The sequence below is a fragment of the Vibrio sp. TRT 2004 genome (genome assembly GCF_050113735.1).
Lineage (GTDB): Bacteria > Pseudomonadota > Gammaproteobacteria > Enterobacterales > Vibrionaceae > Vibrio.
On record NZ_JBNJOH010000006.1, the window covers coordinates 1 to 19,898 of the forward strand.

The window sequence follows — 19,898 nt, forward strand, 5'->3', positions numbered from 1 at the left end:
TCACCGTCGATAGAAATATAACATGGAGTTGGCATAGTAAAATCCTTAGAGGTTGTGTGTAATAACACTAACTCTTAATCAAAAAGCGTGCCAAAATGAAAATGTATATATTTCAACAATTTAAGCATTTGTTAATATACGAGCTGGGCAACTTTTTGCTCGAATCGAGCAAGATCTTGCCCAGATCGAGCAAAAAGTTGCCCGGAAGCAAGAAATGCACCGAGGAGACTGTGAATTATCACAAATGATGAAAAATCAGAAAATACCCCACTGCTATAGAGGGGTCGTTCGCAACAGTATGGTTTGCTATCCAGTGTGTTGCGAACACGTTAAGTGATAGGAGTTACTGTGACCGGTGGCTTTTTGTTGTTGTGAACATTAATCGATTTGCTTAATCTGTAGCTCTTTCGGTACTTCAAAGAACATATTCTCTTCACGCCCTTGAATCTCTTCTACCGAGCGAGCACCGACCAACTCTTTTATTCGGTCTAGGATTTGGTTGACCAACTCCTCTGGAGCAGAAGCACCCGCGGTCACCCCGACTTTCGTTTTGCCTTCAAACCATTCCGACTTGATGTCTTCCGTGCAGTCAGTGAGGTAGCCCGGCGTTCCTAGCTTTTCTGCCAGTTCTTTAAGGCGAGTAGAATTTGAAGAGTTTTTAGACCCGACGACAATCATAACATCCACATCCTCTGCCATTTCGCGCACCGCGTCCTGGCGATTTTGCGTTGCATAACAGATGTCATCCTTGCGCGGACCCTGAATGTCAGGGAAGACACGACGCAGCTCGTCAATGACATCTGCAGTCTCATCCACTGATAGCGTTGTTTGGCTCACATAGTGCAGGTGGCTTGGATCACGCACCTTATCTTTAAGAGCGATTACATCCGCTGGCGTTTCCACCAAGTACATACCGCCTTTATCACTGGCGTATTGCCCCATTGTACCTTCAACTTCAGGATGTCCAGCATGACCAATCAACACGACTTCCATATGCTTACGGCTCGCACGAGCTACTTCCATGTGCACTTTAGTCACTAAGGGACAAGTTGCGTCAAAAACGGTGAGAGCACGCTCTTTGGCCTCTTTGCGTACTGCTTGAGACACACCATGAGCAGAAAAAATAACGATATTGTCATCTGGAACTTCATGCAACTCTTCAACAAAGATCGCACCACGCTGCTTGAGGCCTTCCACGACAAAACGGTTGTGAACCACCTCATGGCGTACGTAGATTGGTGGTTGGTACATTTCTAATGCACGTTCAACAATGCTGATCGCACGATCAACACCGGCACAAAAACCGCGAGGGTTGGCTAATAGAATTTTCATTTCATTGCTCATGGCGTTGTTTTCTTCTTTGGGCGGTTATTCTACTGACAAAATCTCAACTTCAAAAGTCACATCCTGTCCTGCTAGCGGATGGTTGAAATCTACGGTCACAGAGTCGCCAGCTATTTCGGTAATAATGCCAGGAATTTCCATTCCGTCTGGACCAGAAAAAGCCATGATGGTGCCCACTTCCACTTCCGCGTCACCAACAAACTTAGCACGGTCCATATGATGAATATTGTCTGGATTTGGCAAACCAAACGCATCTTGAGCTTTAAGTTCAATGGCCTTTTGGTCACCTGAGTTAAGACCCAGCAAACACTGTTCAAAGTTTTCACTAAGGCTACCATCACCAATCACTAGTTTGGCTGGTTTGCCCATGTTATGGGTACTGTCGGCAACAGACCCGTCTTTCATTTTGATCGTAAAGTGCAAAGTTACTGCTGAATCTTGGGCGATTGTAGTCACGTTACTGCTTCCTTGGTGTCGTTATTGTTTTAATAGAGGTGTCGCCGTCAAATTGGCGCTCGGATTCAAACTAGACGGGTATACTAAAAAGCGCCATCGTAATCAACCGACAGCGCTTAGGGTTATTCAATTCATCACGAATTAAGCTTTGGCGTCGTCTTTTTTACGAAAGCCATCTAAGATAATCATCGCAGCACCAATACAGATAGTAGTATCAGCCAGATTGAATGCTGGCCAATGATAATTACCCCAGTAAAAGTCGAGGTAATCGACCACAAAACCATGGACGACACGATCGAAGACGTTACCTACCGCACCACCAATAATCATAGCGTAGGCGATATTGTTCCACTTTTCGGCCGCTGGAAGTTTACTCATCCAGTAAGTCAGCATTGCGGTGACTGCAAATGCAATCCCAGTAAATAGCCAACGTTGCCAGCCAGCCTGATCGCTCAGGAAGCTAAACGCAGCGCCGTAATTATGAACATAAAGGAAATTGAAGAAAGGCAGTACCTCTATTCGATTTGCCCATCCATAACCCATATTATCCATCACAAACAGTTTAATACCGATGTCCGCAAGGAAGATAACCAACGCTAGCCATAGCCAACGTACACCTGATTGTTTAAGAGTTAATGTTTGCTCGTTCATACAGTTCCTAAAAGTAGCCCCAGTAAATACTGGGGCTATTTAATTTCTGAAAAGTTCAGTTACGCTACTGCGAATTATGCAAATTTACGTACTTCGCCTTCACCATCTACGTTCGATACACAACGACCACAGATCTTCTCATGGCCTTCGATCGTACCAACGTCTGGAGTATGGTGCCAACAGCGGTCACACTTCTCGTTTTCAGTCGCTTTAACTTCAACAAACAGACCTTCAACATCAGTCGCTTGTGCTGCTTGAGATTTTTCACCTAGAGACTTAACCAATGCGGTTGATGTCAGTAGTGCAAAACGCAGTTCGTCTTCTAGCTTACCTAGCTTAGCCAGTAGTGCATCGTCGGCATATAGCGTGACTTCAGCTTGTAGAGAGCCACCGATTGTCTTGTCTTTACGAGCGTCTTCTAGCAGCTTGTTTACGCTACCACGAATCACCTGAATCTCAGCCCAGAACTCGTTGTTCAGCTCTTCACCTTCAGTCAATCCGAACAGGCCGTCGAACCATTCACCAGTGAAAACAAACTTATCGCGCTCACCTGGCATTTCATTCCAGATTTCATCCGCTGTAAACGACATGATAGGAGCCATCCAACGTACCAACGCTTCTACGATGTAGTAAAGCGCCGTCTGACAGCTACGTTGAGCATGTCCGCCACGTTTTGCTGTGTACTGACGGTCTTTGATCACGTCTAGGTAGAATGAACCCATCTCAATCGAACAGAAGTGCATCAAGCGCTGAGTCACTGCGTGAGTGTTGTACTCGCCGTATGCTTTAACAATTTCTTCCTGAGCCGCTAGTGCGCGACCAACAGCCCAACGATCAAGTGCAACCATTTCTTCTGCAGGAACAATATCCGTTGCAGGGTTGAAACCACTTAGGTTCGCAAGGAAGAAACGTGCTGTGTTACGGATACGACGGTACGCATCAGCAGAGCGCTTAAGAATTTCATCAGATACCGCGACTTCGCCAGTGTAGTCTGTTGATGCAACCCATAGACGCAGAATATCTGCACCTAGCTTGTTCGTGACATCTTTCGGTGCAACTACGTTACCAATCGATTTCGACATCTTACGACCGTGACCATCTACAACGAAGCCGTGCGTTAACACTTGCTTGTATGGCGCTTCACCTTTCATCGCGATAGATGAAATCAATGACGACTGGAACCAACCACGGTGTTGGTCAGAACCTTCCAGGTAAAGATCTGCGCTGTTGCCGTTGTACTCTTCACGAGCGTCAACCACTGAATAGTGAGTAACACCTGAATCGAACCATACGTCTAGAGTATCAAGTACTTTCTCGTATTTATCAGCGTCATCACCAAGTAGATCTGAAATTTCTAGATCCCACCAAGCTTGGATACCTTTTTCTTCAACAAGTTGAGCAACTTTCTCAACCAGTTCAATTGTGTTTGGATGAAGCTCTGCAGTTTCTTTGTGAACGAATAGAGCGATCGGCACACCCCAAGTACGTTGGCGTGAGATACACCACTCAGGACGACCTTCAATCATACCTTCGATACGACTTTGACCCCACTCAGGCATCCACTCCACACCTTTGATTGACTCTAGTGCTTTAGCACGTAGACCTGCTTGGTCCATCGATACAAACCACTGAGGTGTTGCACGGAAGATGATTGGAGTCTTATGACGCCAACAGTGTGGGTAGCTGTGCTCATAAGCGTGGTGATGAAGAAGCGCGCCTTTTTCTTTGAGCGTTTCAACGACCGCATCGTTCGCTTTGAATACGTGTTGACCAGCAAACAACTCAGTATCTGGTAGGTAAACGCCATTTGAACCTACAGGGTTAGCCACTTCTAGGTTGTATTGGTTACCTACTGCGAAGTCTTCTTGACCGTGACCTGGCGCGGTATGGACAACACCTGTACCCGAATCAGTAGTGACGTGATCACCTAAGATCGCTGGCACGGTAAAGTCATAGAATGGGTGATTGAACTGAAGCAATTCAAGATCGCTACCCTTAGCAAAACCTAGGTTGTGGAAGTGCTCAATACCAGCACGATCCATGACATCTTTCGCTAATTCAGACGCAACGATGATGCGCTCTTTAGACTCACCTTCAATTTGGACAAGTACATACTCTAGATCACCGCGTAAACATACTGCGCGGTTTGCTGGCAGTGTCCACGGTGTCGTCGTCCAGATAACAATTGAGATATCACCTTCGCCTTCATGACCTTCAATAAGATTAAACTTCGATAGTAGAGCCGCAGCATCTGTCGCTTTGAAGCGAACATCAATCGAAGGAGAAACTTTGTCTTTGTACTCTACTTCAGCCTCAGCAAGTGCCGAACCACAGTCCGTACACCAATGAACTGGCTTGAAGCCTTTCAGTAGATGACCATTGTCAGCGATTTTACCTAACGCGCGGATGATATTTGCTTCGGTAGCAAAATCCATCGTGCGGTAAGGCTTATCCCACTCTCCCATGATACCTAGACGCTTGAAGCTCTCTTTTTGACCTTCAACCTGACCTTGAGCGTATTTACGACACTCTTCACGGAACTCTGCCGCAGAGATCTTTTGGCCTGGTTTGCCTTTCTTCTTCTCTACCATTAGTTCAATTGGTAGGCCGTGACAGTCCCAACCTGGAATGTACGGTGCATCAAAACCAGAAAGTGTTTTGGATTTAATAATAATGTCTTTAAGAATCTTGTTTAGTGCGTGACCAATGTGAATGTCACCATTCGCGTATGGAGGACCATCGTGTAGAACGAAAGATTTTTTGCCTTTCTTCGCTTTACGGATTTCACCGTAAAGGTCTTCTTTGTACCAACGCTCAAGCATCTCTGGCTCACGATTGGCCAGATTGCCGCGCATCGGAAACCCTGTTTCAGGAAGGTTCAGGGTATCTTTATACTCACTCATCGATTCTTAATTCCGTTGTGTTGGGTGACAGTTAGACATTATGCCAAGCAGCGAACTAAACCGCTTGGTCTTTACGCTGACGCAGCCACACCCTTGCTGCTTCAGCATCCAATTCAATTTGTTGTTTCAAAGCTTCGAATGACTCAAATTTATGCTCATCTCGAATCTTATCTAAAAGTACGATTTCCAACTGTTTGCCATATAAATTGGCTTTAAAGTCGAATAAATGTACTTCTAGTTGCTGACGTACACCGTTAACCGTCGGTCGGTTACCAATGTTCGCCACACCTCCAATAGGCCCATCATCAAGACCTAATGCCTCAACGGTATAAACACCTGACACTGGAGATACGCAACGTTTTAGTGGGATATTTGCCGTAGGGAAACCAATGGTTCTACCCAATTTACGACCATGAGAGACTCGACCACTAATACTATAATGACGTCCTAACATTTGCGCAGCTTCATCAAGCTTATCTTGCGCTAATGCCCGACGTATTGCAGTGCTGCTAACCCGCAACTCAGCTAAGCGAAAGCTTTGTGTGCTGACCACTTCAAAGCCGTACTTTTTTCCTGCTTCTTGCAGCATCGCAAAGTTCCCCTTACGACCATGACCAAAGCAGAAATCATCGCCTACGACGAGAAACTTAACACCCAAACGCGCTACCAACAAGTCACTAATAAATGCCTCAGGGGTTTGATTGGCGAACTTAAGGTTAAAGTTTACACAAAGCAACCTTTCAATATTCAATTTACTCAGTTGAACAAACTTATCTCTGAGGCGTGTCAGCCTCGCTGGTGCTTTATCTTTAGCAAACAGTTCCAATGGCTGAGGGTCGAATGTCATTACCGTCGAGGGCAGACCTAATTCCTTAGCCTGTTCAGACACTTGTCGTAATACTTCCTGATGTCCAAGATGAACACCATCGAAGTTTCCGATCGTCAATACACACCCTTGATGGTGGGGTTTGATATTGTGAATACCTCGAATCAATTCCATTGGGGACTGCTAAAAACCTATCTATTGGCTATAAATACTGTCTAAAAGAGTAAACATTGCGTGAAACTGACGGATTATATACTAATCAGGTTCGCTCTGTCGCTGCTTTTAAGTCTTTTAAACGTATACCCATAACCAGAAGTGCCACCAAATAAACGCCTGCACCTAAACCAATCAGCATAGACAACCACATCACGCGATGAGCTAAACTCCAGCTCAGCCAAATACTCATCTCTTCCAACTGCCACATGATCGCTGTGACCATTAAGCCACCCGCAATAATTAGCTTGCCAACAAAGATGAGTGTTTTGCGTGTTAACTGGTAAACACCTGCGATATGCAAACCTCTATATAGTAGAGTCATGTTGACCAAAGCCGATAGTGCCGTCGCAATAGCCAGACCGACATAGCCATAAAAATAAGCGAAGATAGCATTGAAGACCATGTTCGTTACCATTGCGATAATGCCGTACTTCACAGGCGTTTTTGTATCTTGGCGAGAATAATAACCAGGGGCGAGAACTTTAATCAGCATAAAGTTGAGTAAACCAGACGCATAAGCCATCAATGACATCGAAGCAAACTCGACATCTTGTGGCGTAAATTCCCCACGCATGAACAGCACCATCAACATAGGTTTTGCTAGCACCATCAAGCCCAACATCGCGGGAATACCCAGTAGTGTCACCATGCGTACGCCCCAGTCCATTGTCTGGGCAAAACCTTCGTTGTGAGCATCGACGTGTTTGCGTGACAGCGCGGGTAGGATGACTGTCGCAATGGCTATACCAAATAAGCCAAGAGGAAATTCAAGCAGGCGGTCTGAGTAATAAAGCCAACTGATCGATCCCGTTTGAAGGAAGCTGGCGATAAAAGTGTCAAACAGCAAGTTTATCTGACTCACTGATACGCCAAATAACGCTGGAATCATTAACGTGCGAATTTTGACCACACCAGGATCTCGCCATCCCCACTGAGGTTTAACCATCACTCCTGCTTTTATCAAAAATGGGATTTGAAAAAGGAACTGGACTAAACCACCGAGGAACACACCAATCGCCAAACCAATTTCTGGTTGAGCTAGCTGAGGAGCAATAAACCAGGCCGATAAAATGATCATCACATTGAGGAACACTGGGGTAAATGAAGAAACGGCAAATTTCCCCATGGTGTTAAGTATTGCCCCAGAAAGAGCGACAAACGTGATGAACCATAAATATGGAAAGGTAATTTTGAGCATCAGGCTGGCCAGAACAAACTTTTCTGCCGACGGGCCGCCATGCATCCAATCTAAAAACCAGCCAAAACCAAATAGAGCCGTCACGATTCCCGAACCTAAGACACCAAACAATGTCACTATCGAGACAAGAACCCCTAAGGTACCTGCGGCCCTCGCAATAAGTTGGCGAGTTTTATCCATATCTCCCGCAGCATGATACTCAGTCAGAACAGGAACAAATGCCTGAGAGAATGCACCTTCAGCAAATAAACGCCTGAGGAAGTTGGGAATTTTATTGGCAAAGAAGAAAACATCAGCGCTTGCACCCGCCCCCATCAGGTTGGCAACAACAACATCTCGCACTAGGCCAAGTACGCGAGAAATCAGGGTCATGGCACTCACTATCATGCCAGACTTGAGTAGGCGTTTACTCACAATTACCTCGGGAATCAAAAATTTCGCTCTACTTTACACTAGGAATGTCATAACCAGAGCAGATTAGTATTAGCATTGAAAAAAAAATACTGTTAGAATCCCCGCCATCTTAACCGTGAAGACCTTTCAATCCAAAATTTGTTTGGCTCGATTGGTTTTTGCACAAATTATTTGACATTTAAGAGCAAATAGGGGATATTCCTCGCCCTTAAATTGTCACTGAACTAAGTTTTTGGGAGTTAGACCCTTGGCAAATAGTAAATCTGCTAAGAAGCGCGCTATCCAGGCTGAGAAACGTCGTCAGCACAACGCTAGCCGTCGCTCAATGATGCGTACTTACATGAAGAAAACTGTTGCTGCTATCGAAGCAGGCGACAAAGCTGCTGCAACTGAAGCTTTTGCTACAGTTACACCAATCCTAGACCGCATGGCTACTAAAGGCCTTATTCACAAGAATAAAGCTGCACGTCATAAGTCTCGTTTCTCTGCTGCAATCAAGGCTCTTTAATAGAACTCTGATTATACAGTGAAAGAAAAAACCGGCCTTGGCCGGTTTTTTTATATCTGCTATTTGTAAATGAGTAATTAATTGCTCATCACCTGTTCTTAATTATCACAGTAAAGCTCGTGTAGTAACTGAATCATAGACTTCACTTCTTCACTGCTTAATGTGTAATAAACCATTTGAGCTTTTTTTCGAGTATGAACCAGTCCATCTCTTCTTAACCAAGCCAAATGTTGCGACAACGCTGACTGGCTCAATTCCAGTTTGCAGCACAACTCTCCAACGGATAGCTCTTGGTTATGGAGCAGGCACAAAATCTGAAGACGTCGTTCATTCGCCATCGCCTTGAGTAGCACCACTGCCTTTGCAGAGTTTTTTTCCATCTCTTGTAAATCCATCACCAATGACCTCTTGATACAAGCATAACTTTGACAAAAATTTTCAGCCTTACAGAAATAACTAACCTTCTGTACTAACCAGATTCGCACGATTAATAATTATGTTTAAGCGAATCATTCAAATATTAATTCAACTGAGAAAAATAATCTATTCAGTTTAATTAACCATCTGGTTTAATTAAATAAACTCGTAAAATCTACATCACAAACATTCTTTACAGCAGGGTGTTGAATCATCCTTTCAGCGAATATCACATAATACTCTTCTTTCAGTTCATCAATATGGCCTATCAACTGCAATGGGAGATCACTTTCTACTTCTTTAACGTAAATAGACGGCGCTAAGAAGATGACATCATGATGGTAACGGGCAAATGCTTTCATTAATGCCACATCATCAAACTCACCAAGGATATTCGCTTGAAGACCCTGTCGATCAAACCACTGTAATACTTTGCGGCCCATTGCGGTACGACTACCAGGAATAAGCAATTTACGCTGCTCTAATACAGCAGGAAAACTGACACTATCCACATTACCTGAACAGAAGAAACTCATATTGCACTCACCAAGTTTCTTACTATAGAGGCCAGGGCTTTGGCTCGAGTCAACCGGACAATCAGATAAAATCATATCCAGCTTATGCTGGGAAAGCTGTTCAAGTAGCATTTCATGAGTCGACTCAAAACACCGTAAATGGATGCTATTATCATCAGGCACAGTGGTTAACAAAATTTTGCTCACCAAACGTTTAGAAAGCGCATCAGCCACACCAACATCAAAGAGTATGTTGGCTCGTTGGCTGTAATTAACGATGTCGAGCATCTCATAACTTAGGCCAAACATTCTATCGGCATACTTAAATACCAATTGGCCAAGCTCTGTAGGTTCAATACTGCGACCATTGCGTTTCGTTAACTTACCGTCCATTCGATCTTCAAGCGCTTTAATTTGGCCAGTAACCGTCTGCGGGGTCAAAAACAGAGCATCGGCCGCTTTTGTTACAGAACCTTGCTTGCAGACCATCCAGAAGTAATAGAGGTGGTTGTAATTTAAATGCGACATCGCGATGACTCTTTTGGTTCGAATGGATAAGGTTATAACAAATGCTGAGCATGACAACAATAACTCGGAAAAACTTACACATTTACAGATTACCGTATGTTTTACCGAGCTTTTAAATTCAATTATTACAAACCAATGTAATAAATGATTCACCAAAAGGATTTTTTCTCCTTTTTTTTTGATTTTTCTCACATTGAACAACCACTAACGGTCTAAGCGAAAATAACTTTAAAATCAGAATCTTACATAAATTGTAAAGTTCAAAATACAGCTATATTCGTTTGTAATGATGAAAAACAAAGCGGTTACACGGAACTGTAATATTACTGAAATATTTCATCTCTACCATCAGCCTCAGTTTCAACAACAGACCAAAACAAAGACATTAACGGTCCACGGAGAAAATGATTATGAACCAAGCTACTACTACAGCGGCGCCAATTTCGAGCACTACTCGCTGGTTGCGCTGGGCTAACTTGGCATTCATGTTGTATCTGCTACTTCTAGCGGTATCGATGGTTGGCAGTGGTTTTAAATGGGCGACTGGCGATCAAGCTAAAGTTCTATTTGAATTTGCCTCTCACCCTGTAGCAGGTTTGATGATCGGCTTAGTCGCAACAGCACTGATCCAGTCTTCAAGTACAGTAACTTCAATTATCGTGGGCCTCGTTGCCGGCGGTCTTCCGGTAGAAACAGCTATCCCTATGGTGATGGGTGCGAATATCGGCACAACAGTGACAAATACGCTTGTTTCATTAGGACACGTTCGTTGCAAAGAAGAGTTTAAGCGCGCTTTTGCCAGTGCAACTATTCACGACTTCTTTAACCTTCTTGCGGTTGCGATCTTCCTACCTCTTGAAATGATGTTTGGTATTTTAGATAAGATTTCTCATTGGTTAGTTTCTCCGTTCCTAGCAACGGGTGATATGAGCATCAAAGGTCTTAACTTCATCAAACCAATCACTAAACCCGTTGTTAGCGCAGTGAAAGAACCGCTAAGCACATTTGGTGACACGATTGGTGGTGTCCTGCTTATCGCACTGGGTATCGCAACTATCTTCGTCGCAATTACTGTAATGGGTAAGTTGATGAAGAGTCTAATGGTTGGCCGTGCGCGTGAGATCCTAAAAAATGCGATTGGTCGTGGTCCAATTCACGGCATCACGTCTGGTTCAATTGTTACTGTGCTGGTTCAGTCTTCATCGACAACAACAAGCCTGATGGTTCCACTGGTTGGTACTGGTGTACTAAAAGTTCGTGATGTATACCCATTTACACTAGGTGCTAACATCGGTACTTGTATTACCGCTCTACTAGCAGCAACAGCAGTATCTGGCGAGTTCGCAGTATTCGCTCTTCAAATTGCTCTGGTTCACTTAGTATTCAACATCATGGCAACAGTATTAATCTACGGAATTCCATTCCTACGTGAAATTCCTCTTAAAGGTGCTGACTTCATTTCTGATATGGCAGTTAAGAATAAAACGGTCGTTATAGGTTACTTACTATCCGTATTTATCTTGCTACCTGGTGTGATTCTGGCAATGACTGCATAATCAGCCAATACGATTTCTGAAAGGAGAGCCCATGCTCTCCTTTTTTGTTATTTATGGATCGGTTTTCATTGGTAAAAAATCATCAGCTGATACACACTGAAGAAAAACAGCGACGTACACTATGATGGACCATAAAGAAAACGAACAACTACTCGCCGTGGCAGGGCAAATAGATCAACAACTGTCATCACTCGTTGAAGATATCGATATCTTAAGCAGCGTAACGCCACAAAATTATGCCGAAGAGAGGCAGCGTTTTTTCGATAATCGATTTTCTATCGAGCCTAACTTTGTCTATAAAGAGCAGACGTTTGATGTTCATCAAGCCAAGCGAGATCTTTACTCTCTTCCTATCGAAAACATCGATAATGAAAAACTCCGTTCACTCTATGCTGAAGTGATTCAATCCTATGCCGATAAGCTTGATCAGCTCAGTTCTATTGGTTGTGCGGACTTCTTGTATAACTCGCTACGCTATTTTGGTGAGCCAAGCAGTAAGGACGTGCGAAATGCGCATTTCTTGCTACATCTGCCCATTGACGAAGATACTTCTCCACGCCACAACAGTGAAGAGATTGCCGCGTTTATGCAGCAGTTTTGCTTCCAGCATGGCTATTCAGGGGAGATAGAAATCAACGATAGCATGATCGCCAATGCATTAGTGTCAGGCACCAAAGTAAAAATTAATGCGTCGGCAAGCATCTCTGCGAATGAACTTCACGCCCTCGCCCACCATGAATTAGGTGTCCATCTGTTAACCACTTTGAATGGTCAAGCACAACCACTGAAGTTGCTGAGTCTAGGTTGTCCTGTCAATACGACTACTCAAGAAGGGCTGGCTATCTTATGTGAGTTTCTTTCTGGTCACTTTAGTCTGCAACGCCTCAGAACATTGGCACTTCGTGTTGTCGCAGTAGAATCGATGATCGTTGACCGCGATTTTAGAAATACCTTTATGCTACTTAAAGAGCAGTATAAAGCGGACGATATGACGGCATTTACGATTACAAGCCGTGTATACCGTGGCGGAGGCTATACCAAAGATTACCTCTATCTCAGAGGGTTTAGAGAGATTCTCAACGCCTATGAGCAACTCGGTGAGGATTTTAATTTGCTGCTGGCAGGTAAAACGGAGATACGCTATTTCTCTACCATAAAATCTTTAGTCGAGGACGGTATCCTTATTCCTCCTAAGTTTATTAGTCCGGCTATCGCTAATCCTGCGCTTACGGATCCTATCTACAAGTTTGTCGCCAACGCGCTGAAATAACCATCTGAAAAACAAAAAAAAGGGCTCTTGGAGCCCTTTTCTCATTATTCAAAATTAAACCGTGTTACACCGAAAACGGATATTGAATCGGATCATGGTACTCATAACCTTCAACCCAAAAATCATCCAGTGTCACCCAAGTTTCTAAATCTTCTAGACTCTTAATCTCAGGGTTAATATGGAAGCTCGGCGCTTTTAGTGGCTCACGTTTTAACTGCACATCACGCATCAACTCCAATTGGTCTTCATAGATATGTGCGTTAACAATCTTATGATACGCCTGACCCGGCTTCTTATCGGTAATTTGCGCCATAATGGCTAAAAAGACGTAGACCTGAACCATATTGAAATTAAGCCCAAGAGGAACATCACAGGAGCGTTGAGTACTGTTTAAATAAAGCGTATCACCCAGTAACGAGAAGTGATGACTGTACATACAAGGGCGCAAGCAACCCATATGGAACTCACCAGGGTTGTAGAAGTTTAGAATTTCACCGCGATCATCAACACCACGAGTCAGATCATCTACAATTTTACGCAGTTGGTCGATATGACCGCCATCAGGTTTGGCCCATGCTCGCCCCTGAACACCGTAAACGCGCCCCATATCATCGTCACCTTTACGGTAAGGGTTATTTAGCCAAGCTTCATTCAGATTCGCATTTGCATCCCACGTTTTCGTACCTAGTTTGCGAAAGTCCTCAGCGTTATCGTAACCACGAATATAGCCAAGTAGCTCAGCAACGGCGGCCTTCCAGAAGCTTTTTCGCGTTGTCACCAATGGAAACTGGTTATTTGCCACGTTGTACGTTAGATCCGCATTGATAACTGTCAGGCAACGTTTGCCAGTACGTTCGTTTTCAATCCACTCACCTTGGTCAACGATTCGCTGACAGAGATCTAAATACTGTTTCACACCAATTCCTTACTTCGCTTGTTGTGGTAATTCATCTTTGTAATGGCCACGTTTATACGCCCAAACCATCATCAGAATCCCGATAATCACCATAGGTAGTGAGAGGATTTGTCCCATTGAGATAAATCCACCAAATAGACCTAAGTGGGCATCCGGTTCGCGCACGTATTCTACAAGGAAACGGAAGGTTCCGTAACCCGCGAGAAACAATCCAGACACCGAACCGAGCGGGCGAGGTTTTTTGATAAACCAGTTTAAGATGAAGAACAGTACCACACCTTCCAACGCCATCTCATAAAGCTGAGACGGATGGCGAGGCAAAGGACCACCATTAGGGAAGACAAACGCCCATGGCACATCGGTTACACGTCCCCACAGTTCGCTATTCATAAAGTTACCCAAGCGTCCCATACCTAAACCAAATGGCACTAACGGCGCGATAAAGTCAGCGACACCAAAAAAGGTTCGGCCATTTTTCTTTGCGTACCAGAACATGGCGCTAATCACACCAAGGAGACCACCGTGGAACGACATTCCCCCCGTCCAGACCTTAAATAAATAAAGTGGGTCTTGAAGGAAAAGGTCAAAGTTATAGAAAATTACATAGCCAACACGGCCACCGATCACAACCCCTAAGAAACCAGCAAATAGCAAGTCAGATACCTGCTCTCGCGTCCAGCCACTATCGGCTTTATCAGCTCGTCTATTGGCAAGCCAGAGCGCGAAAGCAAAGCCGACTAAATACATCAATCCATACCAACGGATAGATAGCGGTCCAATGGAGACAAGCACTGGATCAATATTTGGAAAAGTTAGATATCCCTGAGACATAGGATTAATACTCTTTATAAAGTTCAGATTATTTCGAAACGTATAAGATGAGAGCGCGTTATAGCAACATAGTTCCGGCAACAAACATTAAAAATAGTGCAAAGATTTTTTTCAATGTAGGTGTAGGTAATGAGGTAGCAAGCTTAGCACCAATGCGCGTGGTGAGCATAGAGGTGGATGCAATTGCGATTAAAGCAGGTAGATAAACGTAACCAATGCTATACGCTGGCAAATCCTCAATCTTGTAACCATGGAGAATAAAGCCGACCATTCCTGAAATGGCGATAAGGCAACCACACACTGACGACGAACCCACTGCTTTGCGCATTTCGATACCATGGCGGTTTAAGAACGGAACCGAGAGAGAACCGCCACCAATACCAGCGAGACTCGAAATAACACCAATACCCGTGCCATAAAACATAGTGGCAGTGCTGCCTGGCATGCTCTTAGATGCTTTACCATGAATAGAAAATAACATCTGAATAGCCAGTAACAATACGATAACCCCGAAGACTCTCGGTAAGTGTTGAGACGGAATCCATTCGGCGACATTCGCGCCTAAAAACCCGCCAACAACCACGCCTGGCATCAACCACTTGACCACGAACATATCGACATTACCAAGTCTAAAATGATTGAGTGCAGATGAACCAGAGGTCGCAATAATACTCGCTAATGACGTAGCCAGAGCAATGTGCATACTAATATTTGCATCGATACCGGCCGTAGGGAGCATGAACAATAAGGCTGGAACAACAATGAGCCCACCACCAATCCCCAACAAACCAGCCATGACGCCGACCACGGCACCGAGAGCCATAAAAGACAAAAGTAATTCTATCGACACATTGAACCCTATTTGTTACCTGCTCGAATAAAGCCTGCGAAGCCCTTATCCTCAAAAAATGACTGCATCATAGTATAAATGTTATGGCCATAAGGTTGCATCAGAGCTTTGTCAGCCAGTTGTTGCAATTCTCCAGTTTCGGTATGACGCAACAAGTACTTCACCTTAGCAACGTTTGAGGTATTCATACTTAGACTTCGGTAACCTAAACCGACCATCAATAAAGCGCCAATTGGGTCACCGGCGAGCTCTCCACAGATACAGACTGGAATATTTAATTCCTGACAGGTCGAATGAATATGCTTAAGGGCCATGATCACCGAAGGGTGCATTGACTCATAAACATCCGCTACACGTGAGTTGTTGCGATCAACCGCTAGTAGATACTGAGTTAAGTCATTAGTCCCGATAGAAACAAAGTCGACTTTATTGGCAATCAACGGCAGCAGATAGATCATCGATGGAACTTCGATCATCACTCCGATTTGTGGCATACGAATGCGTTCATCTAATAGCACCACTTCTTGGTGAGCGCGTTCTATTAGAGCAATCGCATCATCAAGCTCTTGAGCCCCAGAAACCATAGGTAACAAGATACTTAAATTCTGATGAGTGGCACTCGCACGCATCATAGCGCGGATCTGCATCAAGAAAATATCTGGATGATCCAATGTAAAACGAATCCCACGCCAGCCTAAAAATGGGTTGTCTTCCTCAATGGGTAGATATGGCAATGCCTTATCACCACCCACATCCAAGGTACGCATCACCACACGTTTATCTGGATAGGTGTCTAACACAGCTTGATACTGCTGAGTCTGCTCTTCTTCTGACGGAAACCTGTGTTGAAGTAAGAAAGAAATCTCGGTTCGATAAAGCCCTACGCCGTCGACACCTTGGTTAATCGCAATATTGGCATCAGCACTCAAACCCGCGTTCAACATCACCTCAATTCGCTCACCGTCTTTGGTAAAAGCGGGGTCTTCGATGCGTTGATTAACCTTGTTAGCCAATTCACGCTCTTCATTAGCTAAAGCACGGTACTCGCGTAGTAACTGTTTGTTTGGTGAAATCAGTATTTTTCCGCTGTAACCATCGACGATACCCAACTTGCCTTTTATCGCTTTAGGGTTAAGGTTAGCCCCCATAACCGCGGGAATGCCTAATGCACGTGAAAGAATCGCAGCGTGAGAATTGGCCGCTCCTTCCAGTGAGATAACCGCGAGTAACTTATCTTTGGGAATCGAAGCGAGCAAACTTGCTGTCAACTCCCTCACGACTAAAATAACGGGTTTATCAATGACCGTTCTATCTTGATCCGTGTTGTACAAGAAGAACAATAACCGTTGCCCCAATTCGCGGATATCCTGAGCTCGTTCTCTGAGATAAACATCCGACATACGAGCAAAACGGTTAGAGTAGGATTCGACCACTTGACGCAATGCCCAGTCCGCTCGGTCTCCCTTGTGAATCTGCGCCTTTAAATCTTTACGCAACATAGGATCATTAAGCAGGTGGGTAAACAGATCGAAAATCGCTAGCGCATCTTTATTGATCTCGTTATCAAGTCGCTTACGCATTCGGCGAAAATCATTCAACGCCTCTTCGATCGCCAACAGTAACCACTCTTGTTCGCGCTCAATATCCAACGTCGATGCAGGATAAACATTCGTCAGATCAGGCTGGGTGTCATCCCACCAAAAATCACCTATCGCTACCCCTGATGAAGCGGGTACGCCACGTATTGCTTGCTGTTTTTTCTCAAGACGCCAATGCCCCTGAGTTTGGGCATGCGCAATGATAACCGCAAGCTGAGCAGCCAGCGTGACTAGGAATGACTCCTCCATCTCATTAAATAAGCGAGGCGTTTTTTGCTGAACCACCAATACACCGAGAACTTGCTTACGATAGATAATTGGCGTGCCAAGGAAGCTTTGATAAATCTCTTCACCAAGCTCAGAAAAGTACTTGAAATCGGGGTGTTTTGAGGCTTCAGCAATGTTAAGAGGTTCGGCACTACGCTTAACCAAACCAACGAGACCTTCACTAAAGCGAATGTGGATTTTGTCGCCTTTGAAACGCAGGCCTTGAGTCGCCATTAACTCTAAGCGCTGCATCTCTTCATTGGCGAGATAGACAGTGCAACACTCAGTGCTCATCGCACTGCATGTTTGTTTAACCAAGATATCTAAAGCCTGATGAACTTCATCGACTTTAGAAACTTGTTCAACTATTTCCCTTAGTTGAGAAAGCATGTCTATCCTCTTTTGTGTTTACGTTTGCCTTTCACTCTGCGTTCTTTAAATGGCATTGCCATTGATGCAAACTCTTTCATTGCCCGACGATAAACATCGCGCTTAAAAGAAACCACTTGTCTGACTGGATACCAATAACTTACCCAACGCCAACCATCAAATTCAGGGGAACTACCACGTTGCATGTTGATCCTTGATTCATCACAATCTAAACGCAGTAGAAACCATTTCTGTTTTTGGCCGATACAAACAGGCTTAGAATCCCAACGAACTAGCCGCTTAGGTAACTTGTACCTCAGCCAATGACGACTCGTCGCTACGATTTTTACGTCTTTTTTGCTAAGACCAACCTCTTCATATAACTCCCTGTACATTGCTTGTTCAGGGGTTTCACCTTCATCAATCCCTCCCTGAGGGAATTGCCAAGAGTGTTGTCCGTATCGTTTTGCCCAGAAGACCTGACCATGGCTGTTACATATTACAATACCCACATTTAAGCGGTAACCATCGCCATCTATCACTGGCCAACCTCTATTAAATTCTTAATTACAGTGATTTTTCCACATATCCCCAATATGAGCAAACTTACTAGTGTGACTAACACAGAAAATATTACTTTGGACACCCAAAATGGATAACTTTTAATCAAACCAAAGGTTACTCACACAGTTGTGAGACATAGCCCACATTTATTCACCTTTTCTGTGTATAAGTATGTGAAGAATCAATGAGAAAGTGATCAATAAGCATACAGATTGAGAAGGAAACACATAAAAAACATGAAAATAATAGAAATAAGTAAAATAAAAACAACAACTTAAATATTAAAACCAAATATCATAAAGGCCTATCGTTAGAGCAATTCATCTTCATGATCAGATCGGTCAAAGATCCACCAGCAGTGCATTTATCCACACCACTATCATCAATAGTCACCATCCGAGCCAAAACTCAAGCTATTTTGTCTGCCTAAACCCCTGTTAATTCATACATACTTGCAAAAAAATCACTTTTTTTCGTCATCACCTGTGGATAACTAGTTGAACGTTGATCTTTTCACCAATTTTTCGAACTGTTCGATCTTTGCTTGTTGGTCGTAATTTGAAAGTAATTCGCTACAATAAGCACATTAAACCAATCGACACCAACCGATATGAAATCAGAGCCTAAGTCCGAGCAAGAGTTACTCTCCAGAGCCTGCGATATTGCGGGGATGTCCTTTCAAGAGTTAGCAGCAGAAGCCGACATTGATGTGCCACCCGATCTTCGCCGAGATAAAGGATGGGTTGGACAACTATTGGAGTGGCATCTAGGAGCAACCGCAGGCAGCAAGCCACAACAAGATTTTGAACAGCTGGGAATTGAACTAAAGACAATCCCGATCAGCTATACCGGAAAACCACTCGAAACGACTTTTGTTTGTGTCGCTCCGCTGATCGGTGTTCACGGCCTGACTTGGGAAACCAGCCACGTGCGTAATAAACTGTCACGCGTGCTTTGGGTGCCAGTTGAAGGAGAACGAGAGATCCCCCTTTCGGAAAGGCGAGTGGGCTCTCCTCTTATCTGGTCCCCAACGGAGGAAGAAGAACAGCAACTGCGCACTGACTGGGAAGAATTAATGGAAATGATCGTGCTCGGTCGTGTTAAACAGATCACCGCACGCCACGGAGAAGTACTACAACTTCGTCCGAAAGCAGCAAACAGTCGTGTTCTAACAGAGGCCTATGGTGCCAGTGGAAAGCCAATAAAAACCCTGCCGCGAGGTTTTTATTTAAGAACCCAATTTACGGCAAAGATTTTGGAGAACAACTTCATTTAGTGGGTTGTGATCAATATCTCTTGATCATGATACGAAGGGCCATCACCTAAACCACATTCATCATAAGCATTGTGTAAACGAAGATATGCCCTCTCCACTCCCAAACGATTGAGTTCATCTTTGACTTGTTCTAGTGAGTCAAAGTGAACGGGGTCATCGTCGATTCTTATTGGTTCGAGTTTGTGCTTGTATTCAACTGCGAGCAAATATTGAGATAGGTCTGAACAGCTTATAACAAACACCTTAGGTGGTTGGTAACTTTCTTTGTGCTCACCATGAATCCACTTATGTAATTGAGTTTTTTGCATTCTTCACCTCCAGTATTCAATAGTAGTCAACTTGCGCAATTTTGCGAATTTGTTAGCTGTCCCCTTTTCTATTGATACTCGATTCCCCTATAGTGGGATCATATCTCTCTTTACAAC

The 19,898-nt window shown here is 44.1% G+C and carries 18 protein-coding genes; 4 read left to right on the forward strand and 14 right to left on the reverse strand.

Annotated features, from left to right (window positions below; all coding sequences use genetic code 11):
• Positions 1–378: 378 nt before the first annotated feature.
• From ispH to murJ, 6 genes are all read right to left on the reverse strand, one after another.
• Positions 379–1,344: a 4-hydroxy-3-methylbut-2-enyl diphosphate reductase gene (ispH, locus tag ACQEXR_RS04110; protein WP_171052205.1), complete on the reverse strand. Its 966-nt coding sequence runs from the start codon at positions 1,342–1,344 to the stop codon at positions 379–381.
• 24 nt (positions 1,345–1,368) lie between these two features.
• Positions 1,369–1,800, reverse strand: coding sequence for an FKBP-type peptidyl-prolyl cis-trans isomerase (gene fkpB / locus ACQEXR_RS04115; RefSeq protein WP_138972108.1), 432 nt, complete (start codon positions 1,798–1,800; stop codon positions 1,369–1,371).
• A 141-nt stretch (positions 1,801–1,941) separates the two neighbouring features.
• On the reverse strand, positions 1,942–2,451 hold the full coding sequence (lspA, locus tag ACQEXR_RS04120) for a signal peptidase II (RefSeq protein ID WP_331427579.1): 510 nt from the start codon (positions 2,449–2,451) through the stop codon (positions 1,942–1,944).
• Positions 2,452–2,525: 74 nt separating this feature from the next.
• Entirely contained in the window at positions 2,526–5,354 is a 2,829-nt protein-coding gene (gene ileS / locus ACQEXR_RS04125; RefSeq protein WP_427019796.1) for an isoleucine--tRNA ligase, read from the reverse strand.
• Between the two features lie 55 nt (positions 5,355–5,409).
• The gene (gene ribF / locus ACQEXR_RS04130; RefSeq protein ID WP_138972111.1) at positions 5,410–6,354 is read right to left on the reverse strand and encodes a bifunctional riboflavin kinase/FAD synthetase; all 945 of its coding nucleotides are present in this window, start codon (positions 6,352–6,354) and stop codon (positions 5,410–5,412) included.
• Positions 6,355–6,439: 85 nt separating this feature from the next.
• Positions 6,440–8,008, reverse strand: coding sequence for a murein biosynthesis integral membrane protein MurJ (gene murJ / locus ACQEXR_RS04135; protein WP_427019797.1), 1,569 nt, complete (start codon positions 8,006–8,008; stop codon positions 6,440–6,442).
• A gap of 247 nt (positions 8,009–8,255) precedes the next feature.
• On the opposite strand from murJ, the gene rpsT reads away from it, so the two are divergent.
• A complete protein-coding gene (gene rpsT / locus ACQEXR_RS04140) occupies positions 8,256–8,516 on the forward strand; it encodes a 30S ribosomal protein S20 (RefSeq protein WP_038206410.1) in 261 nt (86 codons plus the stop codon).
• A gap of 98 nt (positions 8,517–8,614) precedes the next feature.
• Here the strand turns inward: rpsT and ACQEXR_RS04145 are convergent, their stop codons facing one another.
• Positions 8,615–8,911, reverse strand: coding sequence for a metalloregulator ArsR/SmtB family transcription factor (locus ACQEXR_RS04145; RefSeq protein ID WP_331417597.1), 297 nt, complete (start codon positions 8,909–8,911; stop codon positions 8,615–8,617).
• A gap of 174 nt (positions 8,912–9,085) precedes the next feature.
• Entirely contained in the window at positions 9,086–9,976 is an 891-nt protein-coding gene (gene nhaR / locus ACQEXR_RS04150) for a transcriptional activator NhaR (RefSeq protein ID WP_138972114.1), read from the reverse strand.
• A 410-nt stretch (positions 9,977–10,386) separates the two neighbouring features.
• Between nhaR and ACQEXR_RS04155 the strand changes: the two genes are divergently transcribed.
• Positions 10,387–11,532 (forward strand): Na/Pi symporter, encoded by a 1,146-nt coding sequence (locus ACQEXR_RS04155; protein WP_331417577.1) that lies wholly within the window; start codon positions 10,387–10,389, stop codon positions 11,530–11,532.
• 121 nt (positions 11,533–11,653) lie between these two features.
• Positions 11,654–12,802 (forward strand): flavohemoglobin expression-modulating QEGLA motif protein, encoded by a 1,149-nt coding sequence (locus ACQEXR_RS04160; protein WP_427019798.1) that lies wholly within the window; start codon positions 11,654–11,656, stop codon positions 12,800–12,802.
• 64 nt (positions 12,803–12,866) lie between these two features.
• Here ACQEXR_RS04160 and ACQEXR_RS04165 read toward each other — a convergent pair whose 3' ends face one another.
• The 5 genes from ACQEXR_RS04165 to rppH are packed head-to-tail and all read right to left on the reverse strand — an operon-like array spanning position 12,867 to position 18,175.
• The gene (locus ACQEXR_RS04165) at positions 12,867–13,718 is read right to left on the reverse strand and encodes a thymidylate synthase (protein ID WP_426951087.1); all 852 of its coding nucleotides are present in this window, start codon (positions 13,716–13,718) and stop codon (positions 12,867–12,869) included.
• Between the two features lie 9 nt (positions 13,719–13,727).
• Positions 13,728–14,549 (reverse strand): prolipoprotein diacylglyceryl transferase, encoded by an 822-nt coding sequence (gene lgt, locus ACQEXR_RS04170; protein ID WP_269377394.1) that lies wholly within the window; start codon positions 14,547–14,549, stop codon positions 13,728–13,730.
• A 58-nt stretch (positions 14,550–14,607) separates the two neighbouring features.
• Positions 14,608–15,372, reverse strand: coding sequence for a sulfite exporter TauE/SafE family protein (locus ACQEXR_RS04175; protein ID WP_427019826.1), 765 nt, complete (start codon positions 15,370–15,372; stop codon positions 14,608–14,610).
• A 35-nt stretch (positions 15,373–15,407) separates the two neighbouring features.
• Positions 15,408–17,654: a phosphoenolpyruvate--protein phosphotransferase gene (gene ptsP, locus ACQEXR_RS04180; protein WP_426951088.1), complete on the reverse strand. Its 2,247-nt coding sequence runs from the start codon at positions 17,652–17,654 to the stop codon at positions 15,408–15,410.
• Between the two features lie 2 nt (positions 17,655–17,656).
• Positions 17,657–18,175: an RNA pyrophosphohydrolase gene (gene rppH, locus ACQEXR_RS04185; RefSeq protein WP_138972120.1), complete on the reverse strand. Its 519-nt coding sequence runs from the start codon at positions 18,173–18,175 to the stop codon at positions 17,657–17,659.
• Between the two features lie 632 nt (positions 18,176–18,807).
• Here rppH and mutH point away from each other — a divergent pair.
• The gene (gene mutH / locus ACQEXR_RS04190; protein WP_427019799.1) at positions 18,808–19,473 is read left to right on the forward strand and encodes a DNA mismatch repair endonuclease MutH; all 666 of its coding nucleotides are present in this window, start codon (positions 18,808–18,810) and stop codon (positions 19,471–19,473) included.
• Here mutH and ACQEXR_RS04195 read toward each other — a convergent pair.
• A complete protein-coding gene (locus ACQEXR_RS04195; protein ID WP_138972122.1) occupies positions 19,470–19,781 on the reverse strand; it encodes a DUF6482 family protein in 312 nt (103 codons plus the stop codon). The two genes, mutH and ACQEXR_RS04195, sit on opposite strands and share 4 nt — an antisense overlap.
• Positions 19,782–19,898 lie beyond the last annotated feature (117 nt).

Excerpts from the sequence above, each read along its gene's own strand:
- ACQEXR_RS04145 (WP_331417597.1), bottom strand. The coding sequence starts at position 8,911 with ATGGATTTACAAGAGATGGAAAAAAACTCTGCAAAGGCAGTGGTGCTA.
- ribF (WP_138972111.1), bottom strand. The coding sequence starts at position 6,354 with ATGGAATTGATTCGAGGTATTCACAATATCAAACCCCACCATCAAGGG.
- ACQEXR_RS04175 (WP_427019826.1), bottom strand. The coding sequence starts at position 15,372 with ATGGCTCTCGGTGCCGTGGTCGGCGTCATGGCTGGTTTGTTGGGGATT.
- ACQEXR_RS04160 (WP_427019798.1), top strand. The coding sequence starts at position 11,654 with ATGATGGACCATAAAGAAAACGAACAACTACTCGCCGTGGCAGGGCAA.
- lspA (WP_331427579.1), bottom strand. The coding sequence starts at position 2,451 with ATGAACGAGCAAACATTAACTCTTAAACAATCAGGTGTACGTTGGCTA.
- mutH (WP_427019799.1), top strand. The coding sequence starts at position 18,808 with ATGAAATCAGAGCCTAAGTCCGAGCAAGAGTTACTCTCCAGAGCCTGC.
- ileS (WP_427019796.1), bottom strand. The coding sequence starts at position 5,354 with ATGAGTGAGTATAAAGATACCCTGAACCTTCCTGAAACAGGGTTTCCG.
- ACQEXR_RS04155 (WP_331417577.1), top strand. The coding sequence starts at position 10,387 with ATGAACCAAGCTACTACTACAGCGGCGCCAATTTCGAGCACTACTCGC.
- ispH (WP_171052205.1), bottom strand. The coding sequence starts at position 1,344 with ATGAGCAATGAAATGAAAATTCTATTAGCCAACCCTCGCGGTTTTTGT.
- lgt (WP_269377394.1), bottom strand. The coding sequence starts at position 14,549 with ATGTCTCAGGGATATCTAACTTTTCCAAATATTGATCCAGTGCTTGTC.
- ACQEXR_RS04195 (WP_138972122.1), bottom strand. The coding sequence starts at position 19,781 with ATGCAAAAAACTCAATTACATAAGTGGATTCATGGTGAGCACAAAGAA.
- ptsP (WP_426951088.1), bottom strand. The coding sequence starts at position 17,654 with ATGCTTTCTCAACTAAGGGAAATAGTTGAACAAGTTTCTAAAGTCGAT.
- nhaR (WP_138972114.1), bottom strand. The coding sequence starts at position 9,976 with ATGTCGCATTTAAATTACAACCACCTCTATTACTTCTGGATGGTCTGC.